The following is a 22,052-nucleotide window of genomic DNA, read 5'->3' on the forward strand; positions in this document are numbered from 1 at the left end:
CGGCTGTTTCCCTAGTTCCTCCCAGCTGAGCACTCGGCGGACGGGCGCATCAACGTCGAAGAGACGTACTGCGCGCGGGTCCAGCTATACCCCCTGCCAGTACGAGCAGTCGTCGATGAGGGTGGCCACGGCATGCCCGCACTGCGCGCACGACAGGTTCGGACCGTCCCTGCCATCCAGACCGCAGCAGTAGCCGTCGCATCGCTCCGGAATCAGAACGGTCCCACAGACGTCACCCAGCGCGACCGCGACCGCTCCCGGCGGGCACGTTGGCCAGGAGCGTCCGTATCTCAGGTGTCAGGCCCCCGCAGTGGATGAGGATAAATGGCGGCTCGCAACCCGGCCAGGTCCGAGGAGACATAAGAAAGCCGCATGCCGTCCCGGAGGCGGCGATGGGCCAGCCGATCTTGCTAACCCATCCTGATCACCTCGGACACCGCTGTACGCACCTGGAAGCTGATCAAGCCACAGAAGCCGCTAAGCAGGAATGTCCAACAGTGGTAGACAGCCGTGGACGGCCTCAAGTCCCTGTAAATAGAAGATCAGGGGTTCGATTCCCCTCGTCGGCTCCCAGGTAGAAGGCCCTCGCGATCTTGGCGATGGCCTCTTGTTTCCACATGGCGAGCTTCATTTGGTCTCCTCCCAGTGCGCTGTCGCCTCTGGCGGCTATCCTCGCGGTATGAGCGCTCAGCCTGTTCATTCACAAGTTCCTCGGGAACCTCAGGTAGCGCGTACCGTCGACGGGATCGCCGCCGCGCTTCAAGGTGGCCGGCGGATGGAGTTCTACCGCGAGCTTGGTACGGCACAGCTGGATCAGGCTGAGGCGATCCTGCGCCGGTGGTGGTGTGAGGCGATGCTGGACACCGACCCCGAGGCGGAGCAGATTCGCCGGGCAGCAATGGACGGCACCTTGCCGGTCGTCACGATGGAGGACATCCTCGCTCGCCGTGAGCGGCAGGCCCAGCCTCTTGAGTGAGTGTGAAGAGGAGGGGTGGCCCTCTTACTTCTCCGAGAGCGTTGCGGAGCTGTTGGCGGATCCCTAGATCAGCCCAGCGTTGTTCTCGGCGATCGCCGCGTTGTCCGTTGAGATCAACGAGACGAGAGGCGGGGTCCCCGGGCACACTGCTTCGCCCCAGTGGACACAGCAGCGGAGGGTTCCACTCGGCACGGATGGGATCCTGGGTGTCGCCGAGTACGTCGTCGTGGCGGACGCAGAGGACCGCACTGCGTCATCACCCGCGTTCAGGTGTACTAAGCGAGTGGAACCCCAACCGATCTGGCTAACGGATTTGCTAACTGCGGCTCTGGATGATCATGGACAGCCAAAGAATCCCCGGAGCTGGGGGGAAACCCCTCCCACGCAGGCGCCGAAGTCAGTCTCGGACGACCGTGGACGAGCTGGAACCCTGAGCACTTTTCATCCTGAGTAGCGGCCTTCTTCGATGAGCTGCAGGACGAGGATGGCCTGCACGATCGTGGTGGCGCGGTGCGGGCAGCAGCGTAGCCGGGTCAGGACCTTCCAGGTCTTCAAGGTGGCAATGGCGCGTTCTCCGCAGGCGCGGATGCGCGCGTGTGCGCGGTTGACCGAGCGCTGGTGGCGCGACAGCGGCGGCCGGAGCCGATGGCCTTTGAACGGCGTGCGGATGCTGCCGCCCGCGCCTTGATATCCCTTGTCGGCGAAGGTCTTCACTCCTGCGGTGGTCAGCGCGTCGATCAGGCCGGTGGCGCGGGCTGCGGTCAGGTCATGCGTGGCACCGGGCAGCGCCGGTGAGGCCCATACGAGCCGGCCGGCTGGATCGGCCAGGACCTGCACGTTCACGCCGTGGCGTCGGTGTTTTCCGGAGTAGTACGGCCGACTGGGACACCCCGATCCGTCGGCTGGCGCGCATGTCGGGGGTGAGCCGGGTGTCTGACCGAAGATGCCAGCTCCGGGATGTGAGGTTCTGGTCGGAGTACGGGCTCCAGCGCAGTAGCTGCGAGTAGGTGCCTTGGATGATGTCCCACAGAGTGGTGTAGTTCTTCAGCTCGTCCGAGATCATGTGACTCTGGGCAAGCCAGGACCGCCGCGTACGCGACGTACGAGTTCGTCGGCGGCCTGCGGCCACTGAGCATGTTCGAAGGTGAAGCCCGCCTCGAGCAGGCGGCCGGGGACGACCCTACGGCTTTTCAACAGGAGTTCGGTGTCCGAGCGCAGCACGAACGCGCCGAGCTTGGCCATCCACTTCGTTGCGGGAAGTCCCATTGGAACACCCCACGCGGCACGCAGCACGCGCATGAACGTGCGCTGTGGCAGAGGAGCGGGGGCTGCGAGGTTCACCGGGCCGGTGAGGTCGTCCCGGTCGGCCAAGAACTGGACGGCGTTGGCGAAATCGCGGTCGTGGATCCAGGACACGTACTGGGCGCCACCCGCGACCGGGCCGCCAAGGCCGAGCCGCGTCAGTCGCAGCAAGGTGTCGAAGACGCCGCCGCGATCGGGACTCATCACCATGGCACAGCGCATGCTGACCTTGCGCGTGTGCGGGGTTTCGGCTCGCTCCTGCGCCTGCTCCCAGGCTTTCGCGATGTCCACGCTGTAGGCCCAGTAGCCCGGAACACCGGATTCGGTGCCACCGAGCACACCGATTGCCTCGTCGTTGGGCGCGTCGAAGCGGTGGGAGTAGATAGTGGCAGTGCTCATCTGTAACCAGACCCGGGGAGGCCGCGCGGCGGCTGCGATCGCCTCACCCACGACCCGGGCGGAGTGCACACGCGAATCCATCATGGCCCGCAGATTGGCTGCGGTGTAGCGGCAGTTGACGCTTCGGCCGGCCAAATTGACCACGATGTCGCTGCCGTCGATCTCCTCCGCCCATGCCCCCAGGGTCTCGCCGTCCCAGCCGACTTCTCGGTCGCGCAGCGGCCGTCTGGTCAGGATCACAACTTCATGGCCTGCGGCGGTAAGTGCCCGTTTGAGTATCGTGCCTACCTGCCCGGATCCCCCAGGTATCACTATCTTCATCAGGTTTCCCCTAATTGTGTGGGACGAGCTTAACGCGAAGTTGAACGCGTTCAAAAGGGGAGTCGATCGAGGAAACCTTCCCCCTGCGGCTGTCGACCGGGCCGAGGTCCGGAAGCGGCGCTAGCCCTGACGTACCGAATCAGCCAGTTGGTCGACCGTCGCAGCGGGGCGATGTTCGGCCTGTACCCCGTCGGCGAGAACCGCCTGTACTGGTTCACCGACTCCGTGCTGCAGGGCATACCGCCCGGCGCGGAGGAGGCCCGCCGGCAGATGCTTTCCCTGATGGCCGACTGGCACCCGCTCGTCCGCACTGATCGAGACCACCTCGCCCACCGACATCTACGTCGACCCGATCACCAGCCTGATGCGGGCGGCGTCTTGGCAATCGCGGCTGACCTCCCAGACCGGTGTCGCCGCATGGCTACGCGATGCGTTGCTGCGCGTCATACCGTCCCGGTTGGCCACCCGGCAGCTTGCCGCCGGGTGGCCAACGTTAAGGGGCGTATCCGGTCAATCATGAACGAGATCGGTGGCCGCCTCAGTGCGGCATGGCCCGTGCGTGCTGTGCCGAAAGGGCCGCCCATCGCTCAACAGCGCGTACCTGGACACCACCTGGTGGCCATGCTGAATGTCCGCTCACCTGAACATCCCTCCAGCCGCCGTCGTTCGCCTCAGGCACGGGAAGTTCCGCACCACCGCGTTCGACGAGCACCAGGGCCGTCGCGATGAAGCCCTCCATGAGGGAACGCAGGATCGGATGGTTCGAACGCTCGTAGCGCGCGATGAGCACACCCACGAAGGCCGCGAAGGCGGCCAGGTCGATCTCGCATTCGTCGTTCTTCATGGGACCGAGACCCGTCGGCGACCCCGTCTCGGGGGCGAGCGCCTCCGCTGATCGCAGGAACAGGCCGGCGACTCCGTTCGACGGGTTCCAGAGGACTTGATCGCCGACCTGGAAATACTGGCTCATGCTGTCCTCGTCCGATGTTCCTCGGTCCGGAGGCGCCGTGCGTCCCGGCGGTTGAAGGAGGCTGCTCGGCCGGAGGTGCCGGGCAGCCCGCTCGTGAAGCGCATGTGGGGTGGTCAGCCGAAGCGTTCGGCCGTCCATGTCTCCCAGGAGGACTGCTCGTCGCGGCCGGTGAAGTTCTGGTGGCTGAGTACGAGGGCGTCGCCGCGGTCGGTGCCGGAGTGGATGAACCGGTAGAGGCCCTCGCCGGTCCGGACGCCCAGGTTGACGGGCAGGTTGGCGTAGAAGACGACCCCGGCGGAGTCGTCCGGGAGGTGGACGTCGTCGCCCTCGGCCACGTCGGGCGTGACGCCCAGGGAGTCCGTGACCGTCTTCCAGATGGCGTCCGGGCCGCCCGCCCCAGGCCGGACGACCGTGGTGACCGACGGGGCGCGGCCGGTGAAGTGCGTGAGGTAGTGCTTGAGCGTCTCCAGGTAGATGGGCCAGCCGGCCCGCAGCGCCTCGAACTCGCTCTCCCAGTCGTCGCCGAGGATGCCGCTCTGCACGACCCGCAGCACGGTCGTGCCGCCGCCGCGTCCCTCGATGAGGTATTCGGTGGCCATGAACTGACCGTCGGGGGCCTCCGCGCCGCGGGTCACGAGGCGGGTGCCCGGCTCGTAGGCGGTGATCGTGGCCTGCTCGGTCTGGCCCATCATGGTCAGGGCGGCCGGCTCGCCCACGGCGGTGCCCAGCTCGGTGTGTCCCATGAACCAGGAGTCGATGCCCGGCCCGGTCGCGATCGCGTCCCAGACCTGCTCGGGGGTGGCGTTGAGCTCGATCTCCAGGCTCATGCTGAACGGGTGCGTCATCGGTTTTCCTTCGTGCTCGGGTGGACGGCGACGACGATCCGGTGGTCGCGGCCCTGCTCGGCGGACTCGTCGTGATACTTGGAGACCAGGGCCGTGACGGCTCCGGCGAGCTCCTGGGCGAACGCGGCCCGGTCGGCGGCCGAGGCGAAGCGCACCTCGCCGTCGATCGCGAAGGTCGCCAGGTGCTTGCGCGCCCGGGTGGCGCCGGTGATGAGCGCCCCGACGTCGCGGACCAGCCGCGCCGCGACGGCCAGCAGCCAGTTCGCCGACAGCTGGTCGGGGGAGCGGGCCGGGTCGGGCTCGACCGCCGCCAGCGCGGCCGGGGAGATCACGTAGGAGGTGGCGGTGGCGCGCAGGATGCGCTCGTTGACGTTGCCCTTGCGGCGCTCCTCGATCATCTCGACGAGCCCGTGCGCCTCCAGCGTCTTCAGGTGGTAGTTGACCTTCTGCCGGGGCAGGCCGACCTTGGCGGCCAGCATGGTCGCGGAGGCGGGCTCGCTCAGCTCGGCCAGCAGCCGGGCCCGGATGGGGTCCAGTGAGATCTCGGCGGCTGCCGGGTCCTCGATCACGGCGATGTCCTGCATGTCTCGCACGGTATTACCGATAAATAATTTTGTCAAGAAAGTCCTAGTTGCCGGTAGCGGTGTCCCCCGGCCGCGACGGTTCGCTCACGGGTGCCTGCGACGCGAACCGCAGGATGGCCTCCTCGACCAGGCGCTCCGCGGACTCCCGGCGCTCCCAGCCGCGCGCGTTCGCCGACTTTCCGGGTTCCAGGTCCTTGTAGACGCCGAAGAAGTGTCCGATCTCGGCTCTGACGTGCACGGGCACGTCGTCCATGTCCCGGTAGTGGTCGAAGCGGAGATCACCCACGGGTACGCAGAGGATCTTGGCGTCCGGGCCCCGCTCGTCGAGCATCCAGAAGACCGCGATCGGGCGGGCTCGGATCACGCATCCGGGGAACGTCGGCGCCTCGCCGAGCACCAGCGCGTCCAGCGGGTCGCCGTCCTCGGCCAGGGTGTCGGGCAGGAAACCGTAGTCGTATGGGTAGGCGGTGGCGGTGAACAGCAGCCGGTCCAGCCGGATCCGCTGCTTCACGGTGTCCATCTCGTACTTGTTCCGCGAGCCTTTCGGTGTCTCCACGATGACGTCGAACCGCATCTCGCCATCTCCCCAGACCTTCGGCGTCCGTCTCGACCCCACTGCTCGGAGCCGGGGCGGATAAACCCCTGCCGACCTGGGCTCAGGTCCGTGAAAGATCTCCACGGGCATGGGATTCTCCGGTCACTCCCCGGTAAGCGGACCCTCGGGGGACGCGAGATGCGAGGACGCGCACGGGAATGGCGCGCTGTCGACGACCTGCTCCGGACGGTCGAGGGCGGCGGAGGCGGGACGCTGCTGGTGGACGCCGAGCCCGGAGCCGGCCGGACCCGGCTGCTCGCCGAAGCCGCCGCCGCCGCGTCGGAGCGGGGCATCGGCGTGGCCCGCGCCGGGCCGCAGGAGCTGGGCGAGCTGGTCCCGTGTGGCGTCCTGTTCGAGGCGCTGGACCTGCCGCTACCGCCTGATCAAGCCGAGCAAGACGAGCCGTTCGCCCTGCTCGACGCGCGGGCGCGGACGCTGGAACGCCTGCGGGCCGGTTTCGAGGAACGGGCCGCGACACCGATGCTGGCGGTGCTCGACGACCTGCACCGGGCGGATCCGGCGACGCTGATGGCGCTGCGCGCGCTCCACCGCCTGCTCGCTCCGCGACCGGTCGGCTGGCTGCTGAGCCGCTCGACCGCCGCGGACGAGGGCCGGAGCGCCACCCTGTTCGACCTGCTGGAGCAGGAAGGAGCGGCCAGGGTGGCCCTCTCCCCGCTCTCCCCGGACGCGGTGACCGAGCTGCTTCGGGACCTGCTGGGAGTGTCGTTCGGCCCGGCGCCGCCGGCCATCGTGGCCGCCGCCGGTGGCAGTCCGCTGCTCATCACCGAACTCGTCGCCGGCCTCCGCGAGGAAGGTCACCTGCGGGTCACCGGCGACCGGGTCGTCCTGCCGTCCGCGCACGTTCCCGACCGGGTCCGTACGGTGGTGCGGCGCTGGATCGACGCGCTGAGCCCGGACGCCCGAAATCTGATCGAGACGGCGGCCGTGCTCGGCCGGGCGTTCTCTCCCGAGCAGGTCGCGTCGCTGCTCGGCGTCACACCGGCCGCGCTGCTCCCGTCGGTGGAGGAAACCATGGCGGCGGGCCTCCTGGCGGTCACGGCGCACGGTCTCGCGTTCCGCCACGAGCTGGTGAGGCACGTCGTCACCAGCTGGATCCCCCGACCGGTACGGCACGCGCTCCTGGACCAGATCGGCACGCTCATGTGCCCCGAACCGGCGACCCGGTCACAGGCCGTGCCCCGTCCCGGCCACACCGTCGCCTTCATCGACACGGCCATCGGGGCGGGCCGGTTGCGCGAGGCCGAGCAGATGGTCAGGGGGCGCCTCAACGGCCACGGCTCGGCGCAGGGCGTGGCCGAGTTGCGCTGCGCGCTGTCGGACATCATGTACCTGACCGGCAGGATCGACGAGGCCGTCCGGGAGGCCGAGAGGGCGCTGGCCGTACCCGAGCTTCCCGCTCATGTGCGCGAGCGGGCGACCCTGGCGCGTCTGTACGCCATGACCGGCCTGTCGCAGGACGGAGGGGCGGCGCGGGCGTACGCGAACCAGGTCCTCGAAGGGGGCCTTCGGCACGGCGTGGCCGCCACGGTCGGAGCCCTGATCGTGCTCGCGGCGTCCGAATGGGACAAGGGGCGGCTCTCCCGCGCGTTGCGGCTCGCCGGAGACGCCCGTCGCCTGGCCGACGCGAACGAGACGGCGGCGCACCGCTACGAGTCCCGTCTCGTCTCCGTCGCGATGCTCACGGAGGTTCACCGGCTCGACGAGGCGGCGGCGATCCTGCGGGAGGCGCGCGACGAGATGTCCGGCCGTGGTCACCTGGCCTGGGCCGCGGAGGCCGCCGCGCTGCAGGCCCGGATCGACCTGGTCGCGGGCCGGCTGGACGGCGCCGTCACCGAGGCGGAGCGGGCGCTGGATCTCGCAACCGCGCTGCGCACGCCCCTTTCCATGGCGGCGGCGGGGGCGGTGCTCGCCACCGTCGCGCTGCGGCGTGGCGACCTGCGGGCGGCGGCGCGGTACGTCACCGCCATGCCCGGCGGGGCTCTCGACGGCCGTGCCCGCCACGCTCTGCTGTCGGCGCGGGTCGCGGAGGTGCGCGACGGCCCATCGAGCGCGATGACAATGCTCACCAGGTTCCCCGGCCCGCTCGGGTGGCACCGCTCGATGCTCATGACGGAACCCACGGCGAGCGCCTGGCTGGTACGTGTCGCCCTCGCCGTGGACGACCGCGCGGCCGCCGCGGCCGTGGTCGCCGCCGCGGAGGGCCTCAGCCGTGCCAACCCGGAGTTCCCGGCGCTGGTCGCCGCCGCCGCGCATGCCCGGGGGCTGCTCGACGGCGACCGCGTCGCGCTCGCCCAGGCCGCCGAGCGAGCGGAGGACGTATGGGCACGGGCCTCGGCCGCGGAGGACCTCGGCGTGCTGCTCGTCGCGGCCGGACGGCGTGAGGAGGCCGTCGGCAGCCTGGACCGCGCGCTCGCGATCTACTACGACACCGGGTCGCTCAGGGACTCGGCGCGGGTCCGGCAGAGGCTGCGTGGCGTGGGCGTGTGCCACCGGCACTGGAGCTACGCCGACCGGCCGGTCTCCGGCTGGGACAGCCTGACCGAGACCGAACGCGACGTCTCGTTGCTCGTCGCGGACGGATGGACGAACCGGCAGGTGGCGGAGCAGATGTTCATCAGCGTGCACACGGTCGCGTTCCACCTGAGGCACGTCTACCGCAAACTGCACATCAACTCCCGGGTCGAGCTGGCCCGGCTCGCGGTGACACAGGGGCGGATCGACCCCGAGCCGCCGTCGGCCGCGATACCTGGCTGAACCGCCGCCGTCGCCGCTGTCGGACAGGTGCCGGGACCGGTACTACCCATCTGGGGGATGTGGCGGTGAAAGCCTCGGAGAAGTCTCAAAGCGTGGGCACCGAAGTCCATCGAAGGAGGCTGTCATGGCACTGCTCGTAACGCGCCGCAGGGGCGGCGAGACGCTTCCCTCCCGCGAGTTCGAGGACGTGTACGACCGGCTGGGCCAGCTCATGAGCGCGGCCCTGGGAGAGACCGAGGGCGGAGTCATGGGCCCGTGGATTCCCATGGCGGACGTCTCGGAGACCGAGAACTCGTTCGTCGTCGAGGTCGACGTTCCAGGCGTGAGCAAGGACCAGATCGACGTCCAGCTCTCCGAACGTGAGCTGATCGTCAGCGGGCAGATCGAGGAGCGCGAGCACGAGCGCAGGCACCGCAAGACGCGCAGGACCGGCAGGTTCGAGCTGCGCACCCTGCTCCCGGGCGACGTCGACGACGAACGGGTCGACGCGCGCCTGCACGACGGCGTGCTGACCCTCACCATCCCCAAGGCGGAGGCCGCCAAGCCCCGGCACATCGAGATCTCCGCCTGAGGGCGGCAAAGGAGGAGCCATGTCCGTCGCCGGGTCTGGTCCCGTCACCGCCAACCGGGTGCCGATAGCCAGTTACAGGACGTACGAGGAAGCGCAGAGGGCCGTTGACCACCTGTCGGACCAGCAGTTCCCGGTGAAGGGGACGCTGATCGTGGGAGCGGGTCTGCATCTGGTGGAGCAGGTGGTCGCGCGCATGACATACCTGCGCGCGATCGGGATGGGCGCCGCGGGCGGAGCCTGGTTCGGGCTGCTCATCGGCCTGTTCCTGGGGATCTTCGCGCCCACCGTCGGCTCCATGGCCGGTCTGGTGCTGTGGGGGCTGGTGTGGGGCATCGTCGCCGGAGCGATCTACGGCCTGATCTCGCACGCCGTGCAGGGCGGCCGGCGGGACTTCGTCTCGCGGAGCAGCCTGGTCGCCGACAAGTACGAGGTTCTCGTCGAGTCCGAGCACGCGGCCAGAGCCCATGAAGTGCTCGGCAAGTTGAGCGGCTAGCGAAGACGAGCGGCTAGCGAAGACGAGCGGCCGGTGAGACGAGGGGCCAGGCCGCCAAGGGGGAGCGAGCAATGGCGAAAGCAGTCGGCATCGATCTCGGCACCACCAACTCGGTGATCGCCGCCACGGAGGACGGTGAGCCCAAGGTCATTCCCAACGCGGAGGGCTCCCGGACGACGCCGTCGGTGGTGGCGTTCACCGACCAGGGCGAGCGGCTGGTCGGCCAGCTCGCCCGCCGTCAGGCCATCCTCAACCCGAAGGGGACCATCTACTCCGCCAAGCGTTTCATCGGCCGCCGGTACGACGAGGTTTCGAGCGAGCTCAACGCCGTCTCCTTCGACGTGGTGGAGGGGCCGGACGGGGCCGTCCGCTTCCAGGTCGGCGACAAGCAGTACGCGCCGGAGGAGGTCTCGGCCCTCGTGCTGCGCAAGCTCGCCTCCGACGCGGCCAAGTACCTCGGCGAGAAGGTGACCGAGGCGGTCATCACCGTCCCCGCGTACTTCAACGACGCCCAGCGCCAGGCGACCAAGGACGCGGGGCGCATCGCCGGGCTGGAGGTCCTCCGGATCATCAACGAGCCGACCGCCGCCGCGCTGGCCTACGGGCTGGAGAAGAAGGGGAACGAGACCGTGCTGGTCTTCGACCTGGGCGGTGGCACGTTCGACGTCAGCATCCTGGACATCGGCGAGGGGGTCATCGAGGTCCGCTCCACGTCCGGCGACGGGCATCTCGGCGGCGACGACTTCGACCGCAGGATCGTCGACCACCTGGCCGACGAGTTCCAGCGCGAACAGGGCATCGACCTGCGGCGCGACCCGCAGGCCCTGCAACGCCTCTTCGAGGCGGCGGAGAAGGCCAAGACGGAGCTGTCCGCGGTGACCCAGACCACGATCAGCCTGCCGTTCATCACGGCCGACGCCTCGGGGCCGAAGCACCTCAACGCCACGCTCATGCGGTCCACGTTCGAGCAGATCACCGCCGACCTGGTCGAACGCTGCGTCCACCCCGTCGAGCAGGCGATGGAGGACGCCAAGCTCCGGCCGGCCGACATCGACGAGGTGATCCTCGTCGGCGGGTCCACCCGGATGCCGGCCGTGCAGAGCCTCGTGCGCAGGCTCACCGGCGGCAAGGACCCCAACATGACGGTGAACCCGGACGAGGTGGTGGCCATCGGCGCCGCCGCTCAGGCGGGCATCATCAAGGGCGAGGTCGAGGACGTCGTGCTGCTCGACGTCACGCCCCTCTCGCTGGGCGTCGAGACCCTCGGCGGCCTCATGACCAAGGTCATCGAACGCAACACCACGATCCCGGCCCGCCGGGCCGAGACCTTCAGCACGGCCGAGGACGACCAGAACGCCGTCGACATCGTGATCCTGCAAGGGGAGCGGGACCGCGCGGCCGACAACCGGGTGCTCGGTCGCTTCCGGCTGGAGAACATCCGCCCGGCGCCGCGTGGAACGCCGCAGATCGAGGTCACGTTCGACATCGACGCCAACGGCATCCTCAACGTGACCGCCCGCGACAAGGACACCGGCGCGGAGCAGCGGATCACCATCAGCGAGAGCTCCAACCTGGACAAGTCGGAGATCGAGCGGATGGTCGCGGACGCCGAGCACCACCGCACCGAGGACGTCCGGCTCCGGGAGGCGGTCGACGCGCGCAACGAGCTCGACTCGGTCGCCTACCAGGTGGAACGCCGACTGCGGGAGCTTGGCGACACGGTGGCCGTGCACGAGAAGGCGCGGGCCGAGCAGCTCGTCGCGGACGCCCGGCAGGCGATCAAGGAGGAGGCGCCGATCGACCGGCTGCGCTCGCTCAGCGGCGAGCTCCAGCAGGTGTACCACGGCCTCGGGGCCACGGCCGCCGGCCCGCGTGAGGGGGCTCAACCGGGTGCCGCGCCAGGCGGTGACGACGTGATCGACGCCGAGTTCACCTCTTCGGACTCCGAGACCTGACGCGACATGAACGGTCACGAGGACAGACCGGGAACCGCCGGCCGGCCGGGCGGTGGCCCTGAGCGGCGCGCGCGGCCCGAGGAAGAGCCCCGGGAAGCCGCGACCGCCCGGCCTGAGGACGTTCGGACGGAGGGCGCCCGGAGTGAGGGCGCCCGGAGTGAGGACGCCCGGAGTGAGGACGCCGGGACTGAGGACGTCCGGACGGAGACGGACGCCAAGGTCGCGGAGCTGGAGGACCGGTGGCTGCGCGCCGTCGCCGACCTGGACAACCTCCGCAAGCGCTTCGCCCGTGACGCCGAGCGGCTGCGGGCCGAGGAGCAGGACAGGGTGGCCGCCGAGTGGCTGCCCGTGCTGGACAATCTGGAGCTCGCGCTGAGCCACGCGGCCGGCGACGAGGAGGGTGGCGCGGCTCCGATCGTGGACGGGATCCGCGCGGTGCGTGACCAGGCCGTCGCCGTGCTGGCCCGCCTCGGCTACACCCGGCACGACGAGACCGGCGTGCCGTTCGATCCGGCCCATCACGACGCGATGGCGACCATCGCGCGGCCGGACGTCGAGCCGGGCACCGTCGTGCAGGTGGTGCGGCCCGGCTACGGCGACGGCCGGCGGCAGTTGCGCCCCGCGGTCGTGGTGGTCGCGAAAAAGGCGGACTGATGGCCCCACGGCGGGATTTCTACGAGGTGCTGGGCGTGGGCCGGAACGCCGACCAGGACGAGATCCAGCGGGCCTACCGCAAGCTCGTGCGCTCCTACCATCCCGACGTCAACAAGGATCCCGGTGCGGAGGACACGTTCAAGGAGGTCTCCGAGGCGTACTCCGTGCTGTCCGATCCCGAGACGCGCCGCCGGTACGACGCGTTCGGGCACGACTTCCGCCAGGTGCCGCCCGATGTGGATCCCGAGCAGTGGGCGCGCGCCCGGGCGGGAGCGGGCGCGCGGGCGGGCGCCGGCGGGCCGCGACGCTCGGCCCGCGCCGAGGACTTCGGCTTCGGCGGGGCGGAGGGCGTCGACGTCGACCTGGAGGATCTGCTCGGCGGCATGTTCGGCGGACGCGGCCGGCGGCGCTGGGGGCCGGTGCCCGGAGCCGACCAGGAGGCGGAGCTGCCGCTCACGGTGGAGGAGGCCTATCGCGGCGGGCGGCGCGCGATCACGCTGTCCGCGGGGCGGCGGCTGGACGTCACGATCCCGGCCGGGGTCACGAACGGCCAGCGCATCAGGCTCGCCGGCCAGGGCGGTCAGGGCACCGAGGGAGGCAGTCCGGGCGACCTCTACCTGATCGTGCGGATCGCCGATCATGCCCGCTACCGCGTGGAGGGCCGCGACATCCACACCCCCCTGCCGCTCGCGCCGTGGGAGGCGGCGCTGGGCGCCACGGTGGCCGTCGACACGCCGGGCGGCGAGGCCAAGGTGAAGGTGCCTCCGGGCTCCTCGACCGGCCGCCGCCTGCGGCTTCGCGGGCGCGGCATGCCCAACCCGCGCGGCGCCGCCGGTGACCTCTTCGCCGAGGTGCGGATCATGGTGCCGCAGCGGCCCACCGACGAGGAGCGGCGCCTGTTCGAGCAGCTCGCCGCCGCGTCACGGTTCGACCCGAGGAGGCGTTCATGACCTACGCGCTCGTCCGGCCGGTACGGCTGGACCTGAACTCCTACGCGCGTGCCACCGGGCTGCACCCGGAGATCGTGCGCCGCCTGGTGGCGCTGGGGCTGCTCGAACCGGTCCGGGACGCCAGGGGAGAGCTGTGCTTCTCTCCGACGCAGGTGGCGGTGGCCGCGCGGATCCGGAGGCTGCACGACGGCCTGTCGATCAACTATGCCGCGATCGGCCTGGTGATCGACCTGCTCGACCGCATCGACAGGCTGGAGGCCGCCCTGCGGAACGCCGCACCACGACACTAGGGGGATTTGCAGTGGATCCGAACCGGTTGACGCAGAAGTCCCAGGAGGCGCTGCACGACGCCCAGACCAAGGCCCTGCGCTACGGGCACACCGAGGTCGACGGCGAGCACCTCCTGCTGGCCCTGCTCGAACAGCAGGAAGGGCTCGCCTCCCGGCTGATCGAGCAGACGGGAGCCGACCTGAAAGGTCTCCGCACCGAGCTGGAGGGGGAGCTGTCACGCCGGCCCCGGGTCAGCGGGCCGGGCGCCGAACCCGGCCAGGTCTTCATCACGCAGCGCCTGTCCCGGCTGCTCGACACCGCGGACCGGGAGGCGAAACGGCTCAAGGACGAGTACGTCTCGGTCGAGCACCTGCTGCTGGCCCTGATCGAGGAAGGGGACGGGACCGCGGCGGGACGACTGCTGCACGGTCAGGGGCTGACCAGGGACCGGTTCCTGCAGGCGCTCACCGCCGTCCGCGGCCACCAGCGGGTCACCTCGGCCATGCCCGAGGTGGCCTACGAGGCTCTGGAGAAGTACGGGCGCGACCTGGTCGCCGAGGCCCGCGCGGACAAGCTCGACCCGGTTGTCGGACGCGACACCGAGATCCGGCGGGTGATCCAGATCCTCTCCCGCAAGACCAAGAACAACCCGGTGCTGATCGGCGACCCCGGCGTCGGCAAGACCGCCATCGTCGAAGGGCTCGCCCAGCGGATCGTCCGCGGTGACGTTCCCGAGGGGCTCCGGGACAAGACCATCTTCAGTCTCGACATGGGCTCGCTGGTGGCCGGGGCCAAGTACCGCGGGGAGTTCGAGGAGCGGCTGAAGGCCGTGCTGAACGAGGTGAAGGCGGCGGCGGGACAGATCCTGCTGTTCGTCGACGAGCTGCACACGGTGGTCGGAGCCGGCGCGGCCGAGGGGGCCATGGACGCCGGCAACATGCTCAAGCCGATGCTCGCGCGCGGCGAGCTGCACATGATCGGCGCGACCACGATCCAGGAGTACCGCCAGCACATCGAGAAGGACGCGGCCCTGGAGCGCAGGTTCCAGCCGGTGCTCGTCGAGGAGCCGTCGGTCGAGGACGCCATCTCGATCCTGCGGGGGCTGCGCGAGCGGCTGGAGGTCTTCCACGGCGTCAAGATCCAGGACAGCGCGCTCGTCGCCGCGGTGACGCTGAGCCACCGCTACATCGCCGACCGGTTCCTCCCGGACAAGGCGATCGACCTGGTCGACGAGGCGTGCGCGATGATCCGGACCGAGATCGACTCCATGCCCGCCGAGCTGGACGAGCTGACCCGGCGCGTACGGCGGCTGGAGATCGAGGAGGCCGCGCTGGCCAAGGAGGAGGAGCCCGCGAGCCAGGCCCGGCTCGCCGACCTGCGTAAGGAGCTGACCGGCCTGCGCGCCGAGGCCGACGCGATGCGGGCGCAGTGGGAGGCCGAGCGCTCGGCCCTGCGCAAGGTGCAGGTCCTGCGGGAGGAGCTGGAGCACGTACGCAGGGAGGCCGAGCAGGCCGAACGTGCCTACGACCTCAACCGGGCCGCCGAGCTGCGCCACGGCAGGCTGCCCGAGCTGGAACGCCGGCTCCGGGCCGAGGAGGAACGGCTGGGCACCCGGCAGCACGGGCACCGGCTGCTGCGCGAGGTGGTGACCGAGGAGGAGATCGCGGCCATCGTCTCCCGCTGGACCGGCATCCCGGTGAGCCGCCTGCAGGAGGGCGAGCGGGAGAAGCTGCTGCGGCTGGACCAGATCCTGCACGAGCGGGTCATCGGGCAGGACGAGGCCGTGCGGCTCGTGGCCGACGCCGTCATCCGGGCCCGCTCCGGCATCAAGGATCCCCGGCGCCCGATCGGCTCGTTCCTCTTCCTCGGCCCGACCGGGGTGGGCAAGACCGAGCTGGCCAAGGCCCTCGCGGCGGCGCTGTTCGACACCGAGGAGAACATGGTCCGCATCGACATGAGCGAGTACCAGGAGCGCCACACGGTCAGCCGCCTCATGGGCGCCCCGCCCGGCTACATCGGCTACGAGGAGGGCGGTCAGCTCACCGAGGCGGTGCGGCGCAAGCCGTACTCGGTGGTGCTGTTCGACGAGATCGAGAAGGCGCACGCGGACGTGTTCAACACGCTGCTGCAGGTCCTCGACGACGGGCGGCTGACCGACGCGCAGGGCCGTACGGTCGACTTCCGCAACACGGTGGTCATCATGACCTCCAACATCGGCTCGCAGTACCTCCTCGACGAGGTCACCCCCGACGGCGAGATCAAGCCCGAGGGGCGCGAGCTGGTGATGGGCGAGCTGCGCCGGCACTTCCGGCCGGAGTTCCTCAACCGGGTCGACGACATAGTGCTGTTCAAGCCGCTGACGGAGGCCGAGATCGAGCGGATCGTCGAGCTGATGTTCACCGACATCAGGAAGCGGCTGGCGGACCGGCGGCTGACCCTGGAGGTCACCGAGGAGGCACGCCGCCTCATCGCCACCGAGGGGTACGACCCGGTCTACGGCGCCCGGCCGCTGCGCCGCTTCATCTCCCGCGAGGTCGAGACGAGGATCGGGCGCGCCCTGCTCGCCGGTGACGTCCCGGACGGCTCGGTCATCACGGTCGACGCCGACCAGGGCGAGCTGAGCGTCGTCTTCCACGAGCCGGAGAGCTGAGCTCGCCACGCGGCTTTCCCCCGGCCGTCTCCGGCGAGGTCAGGCGACATCCGCTGCGCCGCTCAGGCCGCCCGTCGGGGGCATCCGTGCTCGCGATCGCGTCCCCGACCTGCTGGGGGGTGTTGAGCTCGATCTCCTGGCTCAGCTTGGACGGGGGCGTCATCGGTTTTCCTCCGTGCTCGGGTGGACGGCGACGACGATGCGATGGTCGCGGCCGTGCTCGGCGGACGCCCGGATCACTGGACGGGTCTACCGACCGGAGATCAATCCGAACTATTCTCCTCCTGCGGGCTGACTGGCATTCGCCCGCCCGGAGCCATCTCTTGCATCGGAGCCGCAGGTGAACGATCGTCGCTCGTCCGAAACGGATCGTCCCGGACGGCGGATCCTCCCCGAATGGCGTAAGTCCGGGTCTGTATGGTCGGGCCATGGGCGCCGGACGACGAGAGCGTCCAGGTGACAATCGGCGGCGACGGGCTCGTCGGGGGCAGCGAAAGAGATTCCCGTGTGGTCATCTATCTCGTGGAGTGGCCACGGAAGTGTCAACTCTCGAACAAGGAGAGCATTGAATGGCCGAGGACTCTCATCACTTGACCGGCGACCAGATTTTATGGGTTCCCAAAGTCTTGAAAGGTGCATCGCAGGATATCTCTGATGCGGTGCCTCTGATTGAAAGAAAGCGAGACGATGCCAAACTGGGAGACCCCACTCTCGGGCAGGCCGCTCCCGAGCATCATGAGGAGTTGGTTGATCAGAAAATAGCCACCGCTTTCCATGAGATGGTTCCGGTGATGCAACAGACACTCGACAACCTTACCAAGCAGATGCATTACGCCTCCGTCGGACTCATGAAAATGTCCAAAAACATCGCCCTTGTCGAGGATGACAATTTGATTGAAAAATTCGGAAACCTCGAGAAGGCTCTCGATTGGACTGACAAGGGGAAATGGTGATAACGCTTACGGACCGTCCTGAGTTGGCCAACCTCGTCACACGTTGGAGGGCTGCCGGCGCGATGGAATTCAAGTGGCCGGCTGACAACGAGGAACTGTGGCAAAAGGTGTACTGGCATTATCACCTGCCCTTTCCCAAAGAGAGCATCCTGCAGGAGATCGCAGGAGAATCTGGTGTTAGGCATCCTTCTGACATTACGAGCTCGGTTGAATCCATAGGATCCGAACAGATAGGGCCGGCGGTCAACGCCGTCCTGGATTACTGGGATACCACTCCCCGTCGCACCGCTGAGACGATCGTACGTGCGTACGATAGAATCGCTTCACTGGCAGCTGGGAGCTGCGACGAAATATACGAGTACAAGAGGACCGTCTTGGACATGCTCGAGGTGCTCAAGGAATCGCTGGATGACAACGAGAGAGGGTGGCGGGTCTGGAGATTCTTCACCGATCGTGGCGGTGAAGAAGAAGATAGAAACGCTAGAGAACTCATTCGTGGATTCGATAAGGAGGTCGGCGCCCTCCGCGAGACCATCGAGAACAACGTGGATAAGAGGGTGAAGGTGGCTGCTCTTATAAGGGAAACCTTAGAGCAAATCGCCAAGCCCATCCCGAAGGGGCTTGGATTCGACACGTGACCGGCCGGTGCCAGGTGAGAAGGCTGGTGGAGTCGCCATGCCCGGCCCTGCCGCCAGGAGTTCGGCGAGGCTGTCCCGGAGGGAAGGTGTACGAAACACGCGCTTCGCGTCACAGGTCGGTGGCGATGATCCGCTCGATGTTCCGCTCGGCCAGGGCCGTGATGGTGACGAACGGGTTGACGCTGGTGTTGCCGGGGATCAGCGAGCCGTCGATGACGTACAGGCCGGGGTAGGCGGTGAGGCGGCCGTAGTTGTCGGTGGCCTTGTTCAGCACCGCGCCGCCGAGCGGGTGGTAGGTGAGGTGGTCGCCCCAGATCTTGTACGCGCCGAAGAGGTCGGACCGGTAGACCGTCCCCTCCTTGGAGTTGATCTTGTCGAAGATCGTCTTGGCCATGGTGATGGCCGGCTGCTTCCAGGCGGTCTGCCAGTTGAGGTCGACCCGGCCCGTCGCCGCGTTCCAGGAGAACTGGGCCCGGTTCGGATTCCTGGTGATCGACAGGTAGAACGAGGCGAACGTCTCGATGCCGGTGGGCAGCGGCGCGACCTCGGCGAACGCGCCGCCCGCGGCCCAGTTGTCGATGCCGGAGCAGGGAATGGTCGACTGGAGACTGCCGGTCGGGTCCCACAGGTGGTTGGCCCGGCCGCACATCACGTTGCCGTTGTCGCCCCAGCCCTTGCCGATCTCGCCGTTCAGGTTGGGCAGGGCGCCGGTGGCCTTCAGCTTGACCAGCAGCTTGCTGGTGCCAACGCTGCCGGCGGCGAAGAACACCCGGTCCGCGGTCACGGTCTTGGTGGCCGTGGTGTCGCCGCTGGTGTTGAGCTGGGCGATGACGACCGTGTAGCCGCCGCCCGACGCCGGAGCGACCGAGGTGACCTGGTGCAGGGCCGAGACGGTGACCCTGCCGGTGGCCCTGGCCTGGGCGAGGTAGGTCTTCTGCAGGGACTTCTTGCCGTGGTTGTTGCCGTAGAGGATCTCGCCGGCCAGCGCCGACTTGGTGACGGTGCCGGCCGCCTCCTGCTTCATGTAGTCCCAGTCGTACACGTCGGGCACGAAGACGAACGGGAAGCCGGAGCGCTGGGCGTGCTTGCGTCCGACGCGGGAGTACTGGTAGCAGGCCGTGGTGTCGAACCAGGCCGGGTCGATGGAGCCGACGCCGAGGCCGGCGTTGGCGCGCGGGTAGTAGACGTTGTACATCTCGTCGGCGTTCACCGACGGGAGAATGGCGGCGAAGTTCTCGCGCTTGGGCGTGACCGCCATGCCACCGTTGACCAGCGAGCCGCCGCCGACCCCACGGCCCTGGTAGACCGTGATGCCACTGAAGTCCTCGGCGTCCAGGATGCCGGTGTAGCGGGAGATGTCCCGGTCGATCGGGAAGCCGAGGAAGTAGTTCAGGGGCGCCTTGGTCCGGGTGCGCAGCCAGTAGGAGCGGTGGTCCGGCTCCAGCGTGTTGCAGAAGATCTTGCCGTCGGAGCCGGGCGTGTCCCAGGCCATGCCCATCTCGATCAGGTGCACGTGGACGCCGGCCTGGGCCAGGCGCAGGGCGGCGACGGAGCCGCCGTACCCGGTGCCGATCACCAGGGCGGGGACGCGCGCCCCGTCGGCGATCGGACCGGCGGCGGCCCTGGCCGGGGTGGCGCGGCCCGACAGAGCCGCGAGCCCCAGGACGGAGCCGGTGCCGGCGATGAACCCACGACGCGAGACGCTGTTGGAGCCAGGGACGGTGCCGCTCATCGGTCCTCACTCTCCTAAGACATGACGGGTTCTACCTGGTGGGCAGCTTGCAGGCGGTGTCGAGGCCGAGTACGTGGTTGAGCCGGCCGAACGCCAGCCAGGAGCCGATGCTCATGCTCAGCTCGACGATCTCGACCTGGCTGTAGCAGGCGGTCATCCGGGCCCAGAACTCGTCGTCGAGGCCGTGGTGGTCCAGCGCGTACCGCTCGGCGTACTCGGCGGCCAGTCTCGTGCGGTCGTCGAACGCGGAGGTGGTGCGCCAGTCGGTCACCGCGTCGGCGAACTCCTCCTCGACCCGCTGCCCGTCCCTTTCGGTCCGCCAGTCGAGGCAGAAGGCGCACCCGTTGATCTGCGCGATCCGCAGCCGCGCCGCCTCGAACTCGCGCAGGCCGAGGGTCGTGTGGGTGTAGACCGACAGGGAGAACTTCGAGGCGGCGAGGCCGATGCCGGGGACCATTTCCCCCCACACGTACGCGATCGGGTCCTGGCCCTCGGGGACGTCGATGTTCACGCGTGCTTCCTTCCGAGCCTGCCGACGGCGGGGCGCAGGGGGACGTCGAGCGCGTCGTAGAGCCCTGGTTCCGCGTCCACGAGCCAGTCGATGGCGTTCACCAGCCGGCCCGCCGCGGTGGCGTTGCCGCCCGCCGCCCGGTTGCCGTCCTCGTCGGTGGCCTCGACCGTGACCTCGATGCGCGGGCAGCCCTCGATGATCACCCGGTGCGCCCCGTCGCCGTCGGGCGGCGTCGGCCAGTCGGGCGCGCAGGACGGGTGGATGCGGGTGACGTGCTCGATCACGATGCGGGGCTCGCCCTCGACGACGCCCTGCACCTCGAAGCGCACCGCGCCCTGGGTGCCGGCCTCGAACTCGCCCATCGACAGGGTGCTCACCGTGGAGTCGAGCGGGCGCCGGTCGAGGGTCTCGCGGATCTCGTCGAGCTCGACGCCGAGGGCCCTGGCCATCAGGCGCACCTGGCCGCCCCACACCATGGTCGGGACCGTCGGCGCGAGCATCGGCGGCTCGTAGTCCATCGGCTGGCCCATGCCGACCAGGTAGCGGACCGAGTCGGGCTGGTCGTAGGCGGAGTAGTCGAAGATCTCCTGGCAGCGGATCACGTCCACCGTGGCGCCGAGCCCGCTGATCAGCAGCGGCAGCACGTCGTTGCCCCAGCCAGGGTCCACGCCGGAGACGAACAGCGAGCCGCCGCCGTCGGCGATCGCGTCGAGCACCTGGTCGCGCAGCTCGGGCGGGGCGCCGCGATGGTCGTAGAGGGCGTACAGGGCGGGGGTGACGACGACGGCGCCGGCGCGGATGGCCCGGACGACGTCGGCCAGGGCCTCGTCGGGACGGATGTCGCCGGACGCGGCGTACACCACGGCGCGAGGACCGGTGGCCAGCACCGCGTCGACGTCGCCGGTGGCCGCGACTCCCAGATCGTGGCCGAGGCCGCCGAGCTCGCCGGCGTCGCGGCCTGTCTTGCCGGGGTCGTGCACGAGTACGGCGGTGAGTTCCAGTGCCGGATGGGCCTCGACGGCGCGGATGGCGGCGCGGCCGACGTTGCCGGTGCCCCAGACGATCGTGGTGACCATGGCCGGAGCGTAACAAGCGCTTGGTTAGGTGTATAGCGGGGGTTTGCGAAGTTTGCGGTGCTCTACCACGCGAAGATCAATCCAGCTATTCTCGCCACTGCTGGCTGACCCTGTCTCCACCAGGCTCTACGGACGCAATCCCATATCGGAGCAGAGATGAACGATCATCGCCCGACCGAAGCAGGCCATGCGGGAAGGCAGAGCCTTCCCGCATGGTGTGAGTCCGCCTCCGTTGTCCGGTCGCGGAATGTCGGACGACGAGAGCGTCTCGGTCACGATCGGTGGAACGGACTGGTCGAGCCCATCAAGATAGACCCTCGCGTGTTGCGCGGGGCTCCTAGCCGGTCGCTGAGCTGGTCCGCGACGCGATGCGGCCCGCTCGGCCGGATTGGTTCCGCCAACTCGCCCAGGCGAAGGCCGAGCGTGCGTAGGTAGGAGGTACGTACGGCCGAGGAGCGCCTGCAGCAAAGGCTGGACGAGGCCGACGTGATATACGAGCAGCGGATGAGGGCTCCGGGGTGTGCTCGACAGACCGCCCCGAGAGCAGTAGGTGACCGACCTGGGCGAATCGCTGCCGCTGAATTTCCGGCCCGCTGAACATGGAGAGCACTGAATGTCTACTGACTCTGAGAAGATGCAGGCAACTCCTAAAACCCTCCGCGATGCATCAGAACGAATCTCTGATGTGGCGGGCGATTTAAGTGGGCACTCTCTGGAAGTGCTCGGTGTGGGACATCCCGTCTTTCTAGAGGGCGCTAGTACGGCAGCCGCCATTTGCTGTGTGAGCTGGGACGACGTGGTGCCGGGCCGGCGTGAGTTTCTGGCGGAATCC

General features: G+C 69.0%; 20 protein-coding genes and 1 pseudogene. 12 read left to right on the forward strand and 9 right to left on the reverse strand.

The genetic code is table 11. The annotated features are described in order from the left end of the window. Positions 1-775: 775 nt before the first annotated feature. Positions 776-976 carry a hypothetical protein gene (locus tag AC5L3X_RS36630; RefSeq protein WP_494863195.1) on the forward strand — a complete coding sequence of 67 codons (201 nt, stop codon included), beginning with the start codon at positions 776-778 and terminating at the stop codon, positions 974-976. Positions 977-1,417: 441 nt separating this feature from the next. On the opposite strand, the pseudogene AC5L3X_RS36635 reads toward AC5L3X_RS36630, so the two are convergent. The 6 genes and pseudogenes from AC5L3X_RS36635 to AC5L3X_RS36660 all read right to left on the reverse strand — a co-directional run. Continuing rightward, a pseudogene (locus tag AC5L3X_RS36635) lies at positions 1,418-1,855 on the reverse strand (transposase family protein); the annotation flags it as partial. Between the two features lie 180 nt (positions 1,856-2,035). Beyond that, positions 2,036-2,998, reverse strand: coding sequence for a TIGR01777 family oxidoreductase (locus AC5L3X_RS36640; RefSeq protein ID WP_494863225.1), 963 nt, complete (start codon positions 2,996-2,998; stop codon positions 2,036-2,038). Positions 2,999-3,536: 538 nt separating this feature from the next. Then, positions 3,537-3,968, reverse strand: coding sequence for a DUF6086 family protein (locus AC5L3X_RS36645; RefSeq protein ID WP_494863197.1), 432 nt, complete (start codon positions 3,966-3,968; stop codon positions 3,537-3,539). Between the two features lie 113 nt (positions 3,969-4,081). After that, on the reverse strand, positions 4,082-4,813 hold the full coding sequence (locus AC5L3X_RS36650) for an SRPBCC family protein (protein WP_494863199.1): 732 nt from the start codon (positions 4,811-4,813) through the stop codon (positions 4,082-4,084). After that, a complete protein-coding gene (locus AC5L3X_RS36655; RefSeq protein WP_494863201.1) occupies positions 4,810-5,397 on the reverse strand; it encodes an ArsR/SmtB family transcription factor in 588 nt (195 codons plus the stop codon). The genes AC5L3X_RS36650 and AC5L3X_RS36655 overlap by 4 nt, the downstream gene beginning before the upstream one ends. A 43-nt stretch (positions 5,398-5,440) precedes the next feature. Then, entirely contained in the window at positions 5,441-5,971 is a 531-nt protein-coding gene (locus tag AC5L3X_RS36660) for an inorganic diphosphatase (RefSeq protein ID WP_494863203.1), read from the reverse strand. A gap of 159 nt (positions 5,972-6,130) precedes the next feature. Here AC5L3X_RS36660 and AC5L3X_RS36665 point away from each other — a divergent pair, with 159 nt between their 5' ends. The 10 genes from AC5L3X_RS36665 to AC5L3X_RS36710 all read left to right on the forward strand — a co-directional run bounded on the left by AC5L3X_RS36665 (position 6,131) and on the right by AC5L3X_RS36710 (position 17,901). Beyond that, complete coding sequence (locus tag AC5L3X_RS36665) at positions 6,131-8,767, forward strand: AAA family ATPase (protein ID WP_494863205.1); 2,637 nt, start codon at positions 6,131-6,133, stop codon at positions 8,765-8,767. A 124-nt stretch (positions 8,768-8,891) separates the two neighbouring features. Continuing rightward, positions 8,892-9,338 (forward strand): Hsp20/alpha crystallin family protein, encoded by a 447-nt coding sequence (locus tag AC5L3X_RS36670; RefSeq protein ID WP_189124346.1) that lies wholly within the window; start codon positions 8,892-8,894, stop codon positions 9,336-9,338. A 19-nt stretch (positions 9,339-9,357) separates the two neighbouring features. After that, positions 9,358-9,831 (forward strand): YflT domain-containing protein, encoded by a 474-nt coding sequence (locus AC5L3X_RS36675; protein WP_494863207.1) that lies wholly within the window; start codon positions 9,358-9,360, stop codon positions 9,829-9,831. Positions 9,832-9,902: 71 nt separating this feature from the next. After that, positions 9,903-11,786, forward strand: a complete 1,884-nt coding sequence (dnaK, locus tag AC5L3X_RS36680) for a molecular chaperone DnaK (protein ID WP_494863209.1) — start codon at positions 9,903-9,905, stop codon at positions 11,784-11,786. 6 nt (positions 11,787-11,792) lie between these two features. After that, positions 11,793-12,440, forward strand: coding sequence for a nucleotide exchange factor GrpE (locus AC5L3X_RS36685; RefSeq protein WP_494863210.1), 648 nt, complete (start codon positions 11,793-11,795; stop codon positions 12,438-12,440). Then, the gene (locus AC5L3X_RS36690; protein ID WP_494863211.1) at positions 12,440-13,390 is read left to right on the forward strand and encodes a DnaJ C-terminal domain-containing protein; all 951 of its coding nucleotides are present in this window, start codon (positions 12,440-12,442) and stop codon (positions 13,388-13,390) included. Before AC5L3X_RS36685 ends, AC5L3X_RS36690 begins: the two co-directional genes overlap by 1 nt. After that, a complete protein-coding gene (locus tag AC5L3X_RS36695; protein ID WP_189124341.1) occupies positions 13,387-13,680 on the forward strand; it encodes a chaperone modulator CbpM in 294 nt (97 codons plus the stop codon). The genes AC5L3X_RS36690 and AC5L3X_RS36695 overlap by 4 nt, the downstream gene beginning before the upstream one ends. 26 nt (positions 13,681-13,706) lie before the next feature. Beyond that, the gene (gene clpB / locus AC5L3X_RS36700) at positions 13,707-16,310 is read left to right on the forward strand and encodes an ATP-dependent chaperone ClpB (RefSeq protein WP_494863213.1); all 2,604 of its coding nucleotides are present in this window, start codon (positions 13,707-13,709) and stop codon (positions 16,308-16,310) included. Positions 16,311-16,879: 569 nt separating this feature from the next. After that, positions 16,880-17,263, forward strand: a complete 384-nt coding sequence (locus AC5L3X_RS36705) for a hypothetical protein (protein WP_494863214.1) — start codon at positions 16,880-16,882, stop codon at positions 17,261-17,263. Between the two features lie 23 nt (positions 17,264-17,286). Beyond that, complete coding sequence (locus AC5L3X_RS36710; protein WP_494863215.1) at positions 17,287-17,901, forward strand: hypothetical protein; 615 nt, start codon at positions 17,287-17,289, stop codon at positions 17,899-17,901. A gap of 109 nt (positions 17,902-18,010) precedes the next feature. On the opposite strand, the gene AC5L3X_RS36715 is transcribed toward AC5L3X_RS36710, so the two are convergent. The 3 genes from AC5L3X_RS36715 to AC5L3X_RS36725 are packed head-to-tail and all read right to left on the reverse strand — an operon-like array spanning position 18,011 to position 21,220. After that, a complete protein-coding gene (locus tag AC5L3X_RS36715; RefSeq protein ID WP_494863216.1) occupies positions 18,011-19,633 on the reverse strand; it encodes a GMC oxidoreductase in 1,623 nt (540 codons plus the stop codon). A 31-nt stretch (positions 19,634-19,664) separates the two neighbouring features. After that, the gene (locus tag AC5L3X_RS36720; protein ID WP_494863218.1) at positions 19,665-20,144 is read right to left on the reverse strand and encodes a carboxymuconolactone decarboxylase family protein; all 480 of its coding nucleotides are present in this window, start codon (positions 20,142-20,144) and stop codon (positions 19,665-19,667) included. After that, positions 20,141-21,220, reverse strand: a complete 1,080-nt coding sequence (locus tag AC5L3X_RS36725) for an NAD(P)H-dependent amine dehydrogenase family protein (RefSeq protein ID WP_494863219.1) — start codon at positions 21,218-21,220, stop codon at positions 20,141-20,143. The genes AC5L3X_RS36720 and AC5L3X_RS36725 overlap by 4 nt, the downstream gene beginning before the upstream one ends. A gap of 613 nt (positions 21,221-21,833) precedes the next feature. Between AC5L3X_RS36725 and AC5L3X_RS36730 the strand changes: the two genes are divergently transcribed. Beyond that, the coding region (locus AC5L3X_RS36730; protein WP_494863221.1) for a hypothetical protein at positions 21,834-22,052 on the forward strand (219 nt) is incomplete at its 3' end.

It is taken from the genome of Nonomuraea sp. CX421 (assembly GCF_059358955.1).